This is a genomic window from Prosthecobacter fusiformis, from assembly GCF_004364345.1.
Classification (GTDB): domain Bacteria; phylum Verrucomicrobiota; class Verrucomicrobiia; order Verrucomicrobiales; family Verrucomicrobiaceae; genus Prosthecobacter; species Prosthecobacter fusiformis.
On sequence record NZ_SOCA01000004.1, the window covers coordinates 174,971 to 187,486 of the forward strand.

At 53.3% G+C, this 12,516-nt stretch carries 17 protein-coding genes; 2 read left to right on the forward strand and 15 right to left on the reverse strand.

The window, feature by feature from the left end; genetic code table 11:
- The first annotated feature begins 23 nt into the window (after positions 1-23).
- Both EI77_RS13365 and EI77_RS13370 read left to right on the forward strand, forming a co-directional pair.
- Complete coding sequence (locus EI77_RS13365) at positions 24-983, forward strand: peptidylprolyl isomerase (RefSeq protein ID WP_133795785.1); 960 nt, start codon at positions 24-26, stop codon at positions 981-983.
- 393 nt (positions 984-1,376) lie between these two features.
- Positions 1,377-2,111 carry an RNA polymerase sigma factor gene (locus EI77_RS13370; RefSeq protein ID WP_166647240.1) on the forward strand — a complete coding sequence of 245 codons (735 nt, stop codon included), beginning with the start codon at positions 1,377-1,379 and terminating at the stop codon, positions 2,109-2,111.
- A gap of 33 nt (positions 2,112-2,144) precedes the next feature.
- On the opposite strand, the gene sctU is transcribed toward EI77_RS13370, so the two are convergent.
- The 15 genes from sctU to EI77_RS13445 form a co-directional block, all read right to left on the reverse strand.
- The gene (gene sctU / locus EI77_RS13375; protein ID WP_133795787.1) at positions 2,145-3,191 is read right to left on the reverse strand and encodes a type III secretion system export apparatus subunit SctU; all 1,047 of its coding nucleotides are present in this window, start codon (positions 3,189-3,191) and stop codon (positions 2,145-2,147) included.
- Positions 3,192-3,194: 3 nt separating this feature from the next.
- A complete protein-coding gene (sctT, locus tag EI77_RS13380; protein WP_133795788.1) occupies positions 3,195-3,989 on the reverse strand; it encodes a type III secretion system export apparatus subunit SctT in 795 nt (264 codons plus the stop codon).
- The gene (gene sctS / locus EI77_RS13385) at positions 3,986-4,255 is read right to left on the reverse strand and encodes a type III secretion system export apparatus subunit SctS (protein WP_133795789.1); all 270 of its coding nucleotides are present in this window, start codon (positions 4,253-4,255) and stop codon (positions 3,986-3,988) included. Before sctS ends, sctT begins: the two co-directional genes overlap by 4 nt.
- Before the next feature lie 20 nt (positions 4,256-4,275).
- Entirely contained in the window at positions 4,276-4,956 is a 681-nt protein-coding gene (gene sctR / locus EI77_RS13390) for a type III secretion system export apparatus subunit SctR (protein WP_133795790.1), read from the reverse strand.
- A complete protein-coding gene (gene sctQ, locus EI77_RS13395) occupies positions 4,953-5,750 on the reverse strand; it encodes a type III secretion system cytoplasmic ring protein SctQ (protein WP_166647241.1) in 798 nt (265 codons plus the stop codon). The genes sctR and sctQ overlap by 4 nt, the downstream gene beginning before the upstream one ends.
- A gap of 218 nt (positions 5,751-5,968) precedes the next feature.
- On the reverse strand, positions 5,969-7,135 hold the full coding sequence (locus tag EI77_RS13400; protein WP_133795792.1) for a hypothetical protein: 1,167 nt from the start codon (positions 7,133-7,135) through the stop codon (positions 5,969-5,971).
- A complete protein-coding gene (gene sctO, locus EI77_RS13405) occupies positions 7,122-7,637 on the reverse strand; it encodes a type III secretion system stalk subunit SctO (protein WP_133795793.1) in 516 nt (171 codons plus the stop codon). The genes EI77_RS13400 and sctO overlap by 14 nt, the downstream gene beginning before the upstream one ends.
- A 4-nt stretch (positions 7,638-7,641) precedes the next feature.
- Complete coding sequence (gene sctN, locus EI77_RS13410) at positions 7,642-8,973, reverse strand: type III secretion system ATPase SctN (protein ID WP_133795794.1); 1,332 nt, start codon at positions 8,971-8,973, stop codon at positions 7,642-7,644.
- 4 nt (positions 8,974-8,977) lie between these two features.
- Entirely contained in the window at positions 8,978-9,583 is a 606-nt protein-coding gene (locus tag EI77_RS13415; RefSeq protein WP_133795795.1) for an HrpE/YscL family type III secretion apparatus protein, read from the reverse strand.
- Entirely contained in the window at positions 9,571-10,257 is a 687-nt protein-coding gene (locus EI77_RS13420; protein ID WP_133795796.1) for a SctK family type III secretion system sorting platform protein, read from the reverse strand. Before EI77_RS13420 ends, EI77_RS13415 begins: the two co-directional genes overlap by 13 nt.
- 22 nt (positions 10,258-10,279) lie before the next feature.
- Positions 10,280-11,020 carry a type III secretion system inner membrane ring lipoprotein SctJ gene (sctJ, locus tag EI77_RS13425; RefSeq protein WP_166647242.1) on the reverse strand — a complete coding sequence of 247 codons (741 nt, stop codon included), beginning with the start codon at positions 11,018-11,020 and terminating at the stop codon, positions 10,280-10,282.
- A 47-nt stretch (positions 11,021-11,067) separates the two neighbouring features.
- Entirely contained in the window at positions 11,068-11,508 is a 441-nt protein-coding gene (locus tag EI77_RS13430) for a hypothetical protein (protein ID WP_133795798.1), read from the reverse strand.
- A gap of 7 nt (positions 11,509-11,515) precedes the next feature.
- The gene (locus EI77_RS13435) at positions 11,516-11,911 is read right to left on the reverse strand and encodes a hypothetical protein (protein ID WP_133795799.1); all 396 of its coding nucleotides are present in this window, start codon (positions 11,909-11,911) and stop codon (positions 11,516-11,518) included.
- 27 nt (positions 11,912-11,938) lie between these two features.
- A complete protein-coding gene (locus EI77_RS13440) occupies positions 11,939-12,199 on the reverse strand; it encodes a hypothetical protein (RefSeq protein WP_133795800.1) in 261 nt (86 codons plus the stop codon).
- Between the two features lie 32 nt (positions 12,200-12,231).
- Positions 12,232-12,516 carry a hypothetical protein gene (locus tag EI77_RS13445; RefSeq protein WP_133795801.1) on the reverse strand — a complete coding sequence of 95 codons (285 nt, stop codon included), beginning with the start codon at positions 12,514-12,516 and terminating at the stop codon, positions 12,232-12,234.

A 12,516-nucleotide genomic window follows, 5' to 3' on the forward strand; every position in this document is an offset into this window, starting at 1 on the left:
CAGCCACCTGGATCAAGAGTTTCATGTCATCGCGTTCTCCATTTTTGTTTGGCGGTCTCCTAGACAAGCATGCTGTCTTCATCCTGATGTTGCTCATCGGGATGTCCTCCTGCTCTCCTCAAAAGACGGAGGTGACTGGTGGATCACCTGATCTGGCAGATCCAGCCATCATCCAGGTCGGGTCCATTAGAGTCTCCGAATCAGACCTCGCACAGTATCTCAAAGAACAAGAAGCTGGTCGCACAGATGAGGAGACTAAAAAAAGGGGGATCAAGGAACTTGCCAGCCGCGCTCAACTTGTGCAGGCAGCTCTTGATGCGAATCTGGATCGCGACCCCATTGTTCGGGCAGAGTTCGCGAGAATTCTGGCCAATCGGTTGAAGGAGCAGCAGCTCTTCCCCAAGCTCAAAAGCATCGCCGCACCTCTTCCGGAGACACGTTTGCGCGAATTGTATAAGGCCGATGAATCTCGGTTTCGATCCAATGAAAAGCGCCAAGCAGCCGTTCTTTGGCTCAATCCCGGCAAGGACGAGAACAGAGTAAAACAATACGAGCAAAAACTGGTTGCCGCACGGGACTGGTATTTCAAGAGCAGTGATCTCGCTCAACACCCTGAGCAGGGGTTTTCGATGCTCGGCGTGGATCATTCAGAACATCAATCCAGCCGATACAATGGCGGCGTGTTAGGATGGCTTGAGCGCGAAGGCGGCATGGATGATTGGACGAAAGCAGTGGCAGATATCGTATTCTCATTGGACAAACCTGGAGACGTCAGTGAGGTGATTGTGCGTAATGAAGGCGTGTTTCTAGTGCGCTACATGGCCCTAAATCCGGCATTCCTTCGGCCTTTTGAATCGGTGTCTGAAGAGCTTGAAAAGGCTGAAATCAACCGGATGAGACAGCAAGCCACAAAGGATTTTATGGACTCTTTAGCAAAGGAGTATCCAGTCCAAAATTTGCTCCCACCCTCCGCTGGCAAATAAACCGGCTTTAGCACCTGCGTAGCTTTGGAGAATCAGCGGCTGATGGAATGAAGAGATCACCTAACTCCATTGATTTCTATCCAACTTGCGGTAGTTGGCTGCCACCAGCATTTTGTCACCGTCGATTTGTCCAAGCCATTCGTAAGTCTTGTCGCATCAACTTGAAGGTGCGTGTGCGATCAGACTAGAGGGCCTCAAGGTTGATGAGCTGATAAAACCGGTTTGAGCGATGTTCCGTCTCGGGGATGTGAAATGTTGCAAATCGCTATGGCGGGCTTCTTTTTTCAACCAGCTTAAAGGCTTGCATTCCAGGGTTCTTCGGTCTTTCAGTAACGAGCCTGAGCTGTTTCTCCGGTGACTATGGATTTACCGCTTCCCAATTCAAATAAGAACATGCCAGAGACCGTTGGAAAGCCAAAGGAAGCTTTTAGAACGACTCGTTGGAGCATGGTGCTCAGGGCTTCCGATTTGGGGAATGAAGCGGCGATGCAAGACATGGAGCATTTGTGTCGCGCCTGTTGGTATCCGATCTACGCTTTTGTACGGCGGCAGAATTACTCCCCCGAAGATGCCCAAGATTTGGCTCAGGGATTCTTCGCTCACGTTCTGGAAAACAATGTCCTGTCTCATGCTGATCCTGAAAGAGGGCGTTTTCGTTCCTTCTTGCTCGGTGCATTAAGGCATTTCGTGAGCAATGAAGCGCGTAAACAGAGAACCGAAAAGAGAGGAGGGAAGATCACTTTTGTGCCTTTGGAAATGGACGGAGGTGAGGAACGCTTCGAGCGTGAATTCGCTCATCCCGATTGTCCCGAAAAACTTTTTCAGCGGAACTGGGCCGAGAATCTCCTGCATCGCGCCGTGAAAGCCTTGGAAGAGGATTATGCGAGCTGTGGCAAGGCGAAGCTCTTCAATGCATTGCAGCCTTACCTCGCAAGCAGTGCCAATCCCAATTCTTATGAAGAATTGGCCAGAGAACTTGGCATGAGTACCGGCACTGTAGCTGTGTCTGTCTTCCGCATGAGGAAACGTTATGGTGAACTCCTCCGCTCGGAGATCGCGCAGACCGTTGAAGATCCCACGGACATTGAGCAAGAGATTCGTCTTCTGCTAGAGGCCGTGGCTTCTTGAACTCAGTCAAAACGGGCCGGTCACGGGGCTTTGTCAGTGCTGCTGTTCGTGAAACTCCTTCACCCAACGCAGCACCTCGGCCATCGGTTCAATCAGGTCTGCGGGCACAAAGCGGTCCATGTCCACCTTCTCATACAAGGCGCGGGCTAACGGGATGTGTTGCATGATGGGGATGCCCTCTTGCTTCGCCACCTCGACCATCCGCCGCGCGACATAGTCCTCGCCTTTGGCCAGGACCTTGGGCATTTGATTGTCTTCTTCCTGATAATAGATGGCGATGGCGAGGTGGGTGGGATTCGTCACCACCACACTGGACTTGCGGGTGCGCTCCATGGTGTCGTTCATCACCATTTCTTGATGGAGTTGCTTGCGCTTGCCTTTGATCTCGGGGTTGCCCTCACTCTCCTTATACTCGCGCTTCACTTCATCCTTGCTCATCTTCAACTGCTTCGTGTGCTGAAACTTCTGGAAGAAGTAATCCGCTGCGGCGATCACCACATAAACCAGTGTGATGTTCACTGCCAGAGCGCTGAGCATGGGCTTGAGAGATTGCATCACCCCTTCTTTACCTGCATAAGGAATGCGGGTGAGGGGATCAAGGGCATCCCTCGTCACGATGTAAATGAGCACGGCAATGATGATGACCTTGAGCGCGGACTTGCCAAATTCGACGAGGTTTTTCATCGAAAACATCTGCTTTGCTTTATCCAGGGGATTGATCTTTTTTAACTCCGGTTTGATCGGCTCAAACACGAGCATAAAACCAACCTGAAAAAAATTCACCGCTATCCCCACGATCATGACCACCCCTAGCAAAGGGGCGGAGAGAAGAAGAATTTTAAAGACGATGGCGTAGAGCACCTTATCGACCACTTCACGAAAAGGCTGCGTGTAAAATTCCGTCGGCAGCGTCATGAGCGCTTTGCATTCCTCGACATAGGGAAGCCATAAGGCGGAGATGGTCACAAAGCAGGCGATCGTCAAGGCCGCTGCGTTGACGTCCTGACTCTTCGCGACCTGACCTTTCTGGCGGGCGTCGCGCAGCTTCTTCGGCGTGGGTTGCTCCGTTTTCTCGCTCATATCTCATTTGAAAAAACCTTGGTAAAAAAAGTTCCACTTCTCTGGCGTCATGATCTGACCTTTGAAGAAGTTCAGCAGGAACACGAGGTAGAAAACAATTAGCAGGGAAGCGATGCCGCTTTTCACCGGCATGGCGAGAAAGAAGACATTCAATTGCGGACTGAAGCGGTTCATTAAACCAAGTCCAAATTCTGCGATGAACATGGCTATGATGATCGGCGCCGAGTAAGTGACGATGAGTCCCATGATGCCATCCAGAAGATTCAGGCTGGCCATGGCAAAAGTGGGTTGAAACTGTGGGAAGTAGGAAAAGACAGGCCAGGTCAGGTAGCTGTCATAGACGATCGTCAGAAAGGCGGAGAACCCGCCGCCGAGGAAGAACAGCACCCCGAGCACCTTGGTAAACAATACGCCAAATAGGGAACTGCTCCCACCAGACATCGGATCAAACATTTCCGCCATGGAACTTCCGCGCTGGTTATCAATAAAAAAGCCGGTTCCCTCAGCAATCCAAAAAACCAGCCCGGTGCCGAAACCGATCAACATGCCGATGGCAATTTCTTTGATCAATACTCCCAGCAGGAATAAAGGCCAGTAGCTATTTTCGGGCACTATAATTCCTGATTGCAAGGTAATAGGGATGGCCATCAGGCTAAGCGAGATGATCACTACCTGTCGCGCCATGCCTTGGATGAATTGATCACCAAAAAATGGAGAGATGAGCAAGGCCGACATCATGCGTGGCACTGTGAAGGCCACGATGAGAAAGATCGTTCGCACATCTTGCTCGTACATCATCGCCGGAGAGTGGGAAAGGTGTCAAAGATATGCAACGTGAACTTATACATCTCCGCCCCTGTCCACCCCGCTGTGAGCAGCAACACGACGGTAACAACGATCAACTTGACCGCGAAGCCCAGCGTCTGTTCTTGCACCTGGGTGAGAGCCTGGATCAAGCTAACCAACACACCTACCACCGTGGCCACGATGATGGGCGGCATAGACAGAATCAGCACCAAAATAAGGGCTTGATTGGTCGTTTCGAGAAGGAAGCTTTGGTTCATTTTAATAAAAAAGTAACGGACTACCCACCCCCGCCTGCGGCCGGGATCACATACGTGAGAACGAGTCCATGAATCAGACGCGCCCAGCCATCAATGAGCACAAAGAGCAAAAGTTTGAAGGGCAGGGAAATGGTCATCGGTGACACCATCATCATGCCCATCGCCAAAAGGATGTTGGAGACGATGAGATCAATCGCAATGAATGGCAGGTAGAGAAGAAACCCGATTTGAAAAGCCGAGGTGAGTTCACTCACTGTGAAAGCGGGAATGAGTACAAAGAAACTGCTGTCAGAAATCTCGATTTTCGATTTATTGCCCCACACGCGTCTAGCCGTATCGAGGAAAAACTTCTTCTCATGCGAGGAAGTGTGCCGATCAAGAAACTCACGAATGGGCGTGCTGCCCTTTTCTAAAACCACGCGCAGCTTGGCCGCATTGAAGTCTTTGAAATCTTCGTTTTCCACGGCGGCAAAGGTTGCCTGGCCCACCGGGGCCATGATGTAGATCGTGAGAATAACGGCGATGCCATTGAGCACCATGTTGGGAGGTATTTGCTGGATACCCAAGGCATTGCGCACCAGACTGAGAACGACCACCAACTTCACATACGAGGTCGCCATGATCGCAAAAAACGGGGCCATCGAGAGCACCGCCGTCAGCAAGATCAGCGTCAAAGGATCAGGGATTTGAAAAGAAGTCATGATGCAGAGAATTCTGTTACTCGCACTCCGAGGTGGTCTCCCACCTCAATGAGCTCGCCTCGACCAATCGTTTTACCATTGGCGCAAATGACCAGCCCCTCGCCGACGGAGATGGGCAACTCAAAGGTGAAGCCCGGAGCCAAGTTGCGCAGTTCTCCGACAGTGAGGGTGGTTTGGCCGACCACGAAGGTCAGTTCAATTTCAAGATCATTGACGGATACGGACGCGGCGTCTCCCATAGTGGTGGCGGGTTTGGAGGTCAGGTGTTTGAGGGTAAAAGTGTTGGCTTCTGCATGGCCCTTGCCCCATGTTCTTCGAGCTGCATTAAGTGTACACTCGCGCTGGATCTGGTAGCTCTTCAGGTCGGCCAGCAGCACATCGTGCAATTCCAAAGCATCCAATTCGGCCAAGCTCACACGCATCGTTCCCGCGACGAGATTTACCGGTACAGGAATACTCACATCGTCAACGTTTGGGGAAATGGGTGCACGTTCCATCAAGCTGGCAAGATGGGTCAATGCGGCATCATCCCCGGCGAGGCAGCCGTGCATCCAGTTCGTTTCATGACCTCTGTGGATGCTCCATTCAATAATCTCCTCCGGTGCATTGCGAAAACTGAAGGGTTCCATGCTTAGGATGCTGACATCAATCCCTGCTTTGGTGAGGGCGGTGAAGATATCTCCCAACGATGACTCAATTAAACCACAGGCCAGTTCGCCAGGAAGGCCATTCAGATCAATGCCGGCAAGTTCGGGGGAGACCCATGCCAGCTCTGGCAGACGATTGATTTCCACCCTCAATGGATGACCGCCCATACGGATCTGCATGCTCCAGCTTCCGCGTGGAGATTGCAGGATATTCGAGAAAACAAACTGCGTGGGCTGACCGTTCCAAGAGAAATGCAACGGGCGATTTTTTCCCGCAATGCGGTTAGCCAGTCGAATGAATTCCGGGCGCGCTCTGGACATGGGTGGGGGATGGAGAGGGGGACTCACTCAGGTATTGGGGTGAGTTATTGAGGGTCCTCTTGTCCTGTCACTTCCCAGGGCATGTGGCGATTGCGCGAGCGCCCATCTTCTGGCTGACCGCCTTGCTGATGCACGTTGACGATTACAGCATCTGGCAAGTTCAGTCGCTCGTTGAGACGCTGTGAGAGAAGAGGTGAGGCCTCATTGAGAACCCGTGCCCAATAACCGGAGGTGGTGTCAAACTCCACCCTCAGTTGTCCGCCTTCTGCACGCCAGACACGCACCTCGGTGCCAGTCATGATGGACTCTGCGAGCTGGATGCGGACTTCCTGGGTCTGGCCATGGAGGGGATCGGTGACGAGCACTCGGTCTGCCATTTCTGTCATTAATGCGCTGACCTGCTCTACACGCTCAAGATGCGCAGATTGGTTAACTGAGGCGACAACATTGGCGGAAGATGCGGACGATTGAGTGTCGAGAGATTGCAGGATCGCTTGCCCCAGATTGGGAATCTCCTGCTCTGACTTTTCAAAAATAGCAGTAGCCTCAGAGGAAACCTCAAAAGCCTCAGCAAGATGTGATTGCCCCTCAGGCGGCAAGGTTTCAATGAGCGCTCGAATCTGTGCGAGTGCTTCCGGTTGATGGTTCGAGTCTCCCTTTGTCTGAGTCAGTGCATCGCGAACTTGTATCAACAAGGGCAAGGAATCGCTCTGCAGTCTTTCCTCACTGAGCAAAGATTGAACGAGTTCCATCACGCGCATGGAGCCACCGTCTTTCCCATCATCCAGTGTGCTTTTGGATTGAACCGATGAAAAAGCTTGATCGGGGGTGATCAAGAGCGCACGCAGAGCCTCAATGAGAGCGGGGTCTGGGGATAGCGACTCAGAAGAACGCTCCACATCTGATTTTTCTGAAGGTGAGGGAGTTGTGGATTTTGAAGCAATGAAGGCTTTTAACTCCGTCACCAAAGAGTCTGTTAGGCCGGATGTGGGAGAAAAGACCTGCAACGTATGGTTCTCCTCTGGCAATAAATCCGAAGAAGATGCGAGTGGTGATTGCTTTACCTCCACTGGATGATTTTGCGGCGCAGCGATCAATGAACGCAGGGCCTTTAAGGCATCTGGATTAGGGGTGCCAAAAGTGGGTAACGAGCTATCCGCCTCATCCAAATGGCGCGATGTGAGGACGATGGACGATTCAATTGAATTCATAACGAGTGTTCTCTGGGTGCAAGTCGAGGTCGCTGTTTTGAGGGCCGATGAAGTCCTCGAGTTCGAGGTCGGCATTGCGCTCGGCCTCGTGGTTTTGTTCTAACTGCCAGGCTTCACGATGCTCCATGAGCTTTTCGAGTTCTTGGGTGGCTTTTTTGTAGGCCAGCTTGGCTTCTTCAAGTTCTTCTCTGGCGCGGTCGAGTTCCCCCTCAGCCTTGTGAACTTGATCCATAAAATCCAGCTCACGTTCACGCATGGCTGAGATTTCCAATCGCAGGTCTGTGATCTCACCCAGTTTTACGGGTTTGCGCATGATGGACTGTATGAGGCGTTCTTCCTCGGCGATTCGCCAATGGGTAAAGTCGGCCAGAGTCTTTTGCTTCGTCACCAAGTTTTCTTCGGCCTCTACCACTGCGCGGCGTGCGCGGGTGACGGCTTTGCTAGCCTTGTCCTCGCGATGCTCGCGGACAAAGACCATGTCTTGGAGGGGATAGCGCAGCATGGGTTTATCTTGCGAGTTGGATCATGGCCTGTTGAGTTTGCGCGAAGCTACTCGGCTCGTTCATGCCTTGTTTGAGGAAGCCGTTGATGGCATCGATCTTGGCGATGGCTTCATCTGCGGCAGAGTCACTGCCTTTCTTGTACTCACCGATACGAACGAGTAGCTCCACTTCCTGGTACTTGGCCATGAGGCTGCGGAGCTTGCCCGCAGCGCGCTGATGGTCTGATGTGTTGATGGCGGTGAACAGACGGCTCACACTGGCCAGTACATCAATGGCGGGATAATGATTGGCCGAGCCTAACTTGCGACTCAAAACAATGTGACCATCCAAGATCGAGCGGGTTTCATCCGCCACAGGCTCGGTCATGTCATCGCCTTCAACCAAGACGGTATAAAGGGCGGTGATACTGCCTTTGTCCGAGCAGCCTGCCCGCTCCATCATTCTGGGCAGCGTGGCAAAAACGGAGGGCGGGAAACCTCGGCGGGTGGGTGGCTCACCCGCCGCGAGGCCGATCTCACGCAGGGCACGTGCAAAGCGGGTGACGGAGTCCATCAGTAACAGCACCTTCAAACCTTGGTCGCGAAAGTATTCAGCAATCGCCGTGGCCACGTAAGCGCATTTTAAACGCTCCATGGAAGGGCGGTCGGAGGTGGCGATGACGGTCACGGCTTTTTTTACCCCTTCTTCACCGAGGTCACGCTCCAGGAACTCACGCACCTCACGTCCGCGCTCCCCAATGAGTGCAAGCACCACAATGTCGGCAGTAGTGTTGCGGATGATCTGGCTCAGCAGCGTGCTCTTTCCACCTCCTGCAGCGGCAAAGATGCCCATGCGCTGGCCCTCGCCACAGGTGAGCAGTCCGTCGAGCGCCCGCACGCCGAGGCTAATCGGTTGGGTGATCAATTGCCGGGTCATGGCATTGGGTGGATCGGCCGTGACGGCGTAATGATCTTCGATCTTAAAGGGGCCCTTGCCATCGGATGGATTGCCGAGTCCATCCAACACACGACCAAGCATTTCTTTGCCCACAGGCACTTGATGAATCTCTCCCGTGGGGATGACCTCAGTGGTGGAGGATATCCCCATGAGCTCCCCCAGGGGCGTGATCAGCGCGAGATTCTTGGAGAAGCCCACGACCTCCCCCAAGATGCCTTCATCTTCCCATGGATTCTTCAGACGACACAATTCACCGATTTTTGCGCCTGGCGCATAAGCTTTTAAGATCGTGCCTGTGACCTGCGTAACCCGTCCCCGCAAACTAAGTGGCTGCACGGAGTCCATTCCGTGCTGCAAGCGCGTCGTGAGCGAATTAAAGTCAAAGGTCGGTAAGTTCATGAAGTCATTTCATCGACCGAATGAGGGCCTTCTCGATGGCCTTGAGCTGTGTCTCGAGTGTGGCGTCCACGACTCCGATCTCTGTTTCTAAAATGCAGCCATTCTCAGACAGACGAGGGTCCGGCTGCACATCAAGGAATTGAATCTTCGGAAAGGTCTGCATGATCGCGCTGATGCGGTTTTTGATCCAATCGGCCTGACCGGGGGAGACCCGAATGGTGATCTGGCTCTCATTGCGGGTGCTTTCCAGGGCGCGCCGCACGAGCCGCTCCACCACATCTCGCTGATTCATTTCACCAATGACCTGACGCACCGCACGCATGACGAGATCCACCATGACGTCTTCCACCTTTGAAAAATAAACCGCACTCTGTCCCATGCATTCGATGATGTGCTCGGCGATTTTTGCCTTGCCTTCTTCTTGGCCTTTGAGGTAACCCGCTTCGAGTTTTTTTTCGGCATCGGTTTCTGCTTTTTGGCGAATGAGTGCGGCTTCGTGGCGGGCCGCTTCGAGGATGCGCTGCCCTTCCAGGATGAAGGCGTGCTCATCTCTCTTCAAAATCTTGGCGGTGGGCACCGCTTTGACGCCACTGTTCTCTAAGCAAAGCATTTGGATTCTCCCACGGTTAAAACTTCACGACTGATCTGACGAACTCGGTTCCAAGCCTGATCGCGCAATTCGGGGGTCACGTGCCACGTCACTTTTTTTGCCACCTGGAGCGGTAATTTAAGTGCCAGTCGCTCGCGGATAGCACCGCTTTCGTCGCCGCTAGAACTGGCCAATACGTTCCAGCCAATGTCCATCACATGGTCAATTAGTGAAGTTTCTTGTTTAGGCAAGATCGCCTCATTTTCCGGCACGATGAAGCGGGCACGCCGCAGGGCAAAAGCGTGGGCATCCTCACCGATGGACGCCTTGATTTCGTGGAGTTGCTGACGTCCGATGATAGAGGCGATGCGAGGCCAGCAAAGCGCGACTCCGGTGTAGCGAGCCAAGCGAGTGAGAGTCTCAGGGCTTAAAAGAGCGATGCGAAGACGTGATTCCTGAAAATCCCAAACTGGATCGTAGTCATCCAACTGAAGCACACGGGTGAGCCAAGACGCGAGGTGGTGATGACCATGAGTTCCGGTTGCGAGGACGCGGATCACTGCCGCCTCAGGAAAGCGAGCGATGACTTCAGGATGTAACCAGAACTGAGGTCGATGATTGAAGTCAAAGATGGCCCGAAACAAGTCCGGGTTGGTCTTTGCCTGGCTCGCATACCAGCCGCCGCGCGTGCTCATGAAGTAAAGGATAGAGGGATGCTCAGGATATGGCCTTTTTGCGGATCAGGCCTAACGATAGAAATGCGACTAGGAAACCCACGCCCGCGCTGCCTGCGGAGGTGACCCAGAAAGGGACCTTGGTTTGCCACTCTTCGAAGGTGTTGGTAGCCTGCGCTTTCGGAGGCGGTGGGATGGCATCGGCGGGACTCATAATGAGTTCCACATTTTCAAAAGTGAGGCCCTCGACAGACTTGGTTACGAGGTTTTTCAAATCTGGAGTGATGCTCTCGACATCATATCCCGCCCGGTATTTGATAAAGACCGAGGCGGATGCTGGCAGGGTGCTATCACTCAGCGGATCATTGTTGGGAAGGGCGATGTGAACTTTGGCCGCGACGACTCCATCCACTTTCATGAGGGTATCAGAGAGCTCCTGGCAAAGAGCATCAATGAAGCGAATGCGCTCCTCAGTGGGTGAGCTGACCAGGCCGCTTTTTTGGAAAACGTCCCCCATCTTCATGAGCTTTTGACGCGGCAAGCCCAGTGCTTGCAGCGTTTGCATCGCAAGAGGGAAGTCCTCAGGCGGCACCTGTAGAATCCACATGCTTTCCTTGCCTGCCAGTTTTACACAATCTATTTTCTGCTCCAGCAGGTGAGCCATTATTTCATTGGCTTCTTCTTCCCGGAGTTCACTGAATAGCGGAACCTTGTTACAGCCTGCAAGCAGTACAGTCAGGATTAAAGGTACCAGCCAACGGATTTTTGAGAGGTAGGATCTCACAGGTGAAATAATAGGGCGTTAGAATGTTTCCGGGGCACACCGCAGCCTCAGCCGCCTTTGCTGAGTTCCTTGATCGTGTTGGTGCCGGCCTTCGAGGCATTGTCCACGCCCATGACGGACATGCTCCAGCGTGCCACCTCGACCTGAAGGGCCATCAACTCGCCAAAATTGTTGCCAAGTTGTAAAGGATCGTTCGCGGAGATGTGTTCAAGTTTGGTGGTGATGTTGCTAAGGGAGTCGTTGTAGCCCGAATTAAATTTGGAGACGCCTTCCAGAATGGAGTCTCCCAGGGTGCGGAAGCCGCTTTCTTCGATCTTGTTCGCTGGCGGCGTGGGGCCTGCCTGAATATTCTCCCCTGTGGGCTGCACGCCTGCGACGAGTGAGCGGAGGCGCTCCAGATCTGCTGCCGATGAGCTCGCAAGAGTGACGGGCAATGATTGAGTGAGTGCGGCCGGGGTAGAAACAGCGGATAGGGCAACAGGAGTCATAGAAGTTTTAAATGGGTTTAAGCTGGTCCGGTGTCATGGCCAGGACATTGAGTGCCATGGTGGCAGCATCAGGGTCCGTGGTCTGCATGGCGACATCTTGGAGAAGCGCGCGGCCCTCGTCCTCCTCCCCGTGCAAACGCAAAGCCACCCCGAGGTGGGCACGTGCTAAGGCACTGTTGGGATTCAGATCGAGGGCTCCCTCTCGCAGTGTCTTGACCGCGATTTCGTAATGGCCCGAAAGCAAAGCCACGACAGCAGCTCCGATAACGGGAAGCTCACTCTCAGGACGCACAGCACCCACACCGTCAAAGATGGCAATGGCCTCCTGATGCAGGCCATTCCATGCCGCAGCATAACCAGCGCGCATGAGCAGACGCACCAGCTCTGAATCAATGTGAACCATGGTTTGAGGAGATTGGCTTAATGAGGATTAGCGCAGGTTGGAGACTGCGTTCTTGGAGGGCTCTTGAATCGCCTTTACCAAGTTTGACACGGCAGTGGCCGCGTTGGTGACTTGGTTCACACGCATCTGAAGGAGCACGACTGAACCAGGGTCGGAGAAGTCAGTGGTGCTGGCGTCGGTGATGACCTGGGTGGTCTCCGTATTGAGGGTATTGGCCATTCCCGTGATGGTGGTCCAGATTGGGGAATTGCTGCCAAAGAGAGGCGGATCGAAGTCGGTGACGGGCATAGAGGTAGTATGTTGGGTGTTTTGTTGGCGGTTTAGTTCTCGTGGGCTTTCTCCAGGTGGAGCTTTTGAAGCTTCACGAAAAATTCGAGGACGCATCCAGTTGTCTGGAGGCTAGTGGAAAGGCGGCTCAGATCGTCAAACTCACCGCGTGAGAGGCCCGCATCTTGATAGGATTTGATTTGGGTTTTCCAGGCGTCAAGATAGGCGGTGACATCCGCGTAGAAGCTGCCCTCGGCATCGGCTGAAAGGATTTCAACGAAATCGGCAGTGTCGATTCGAGCCTTCAATTCAGGATCTGTGAGTGGATCTGCGGACAT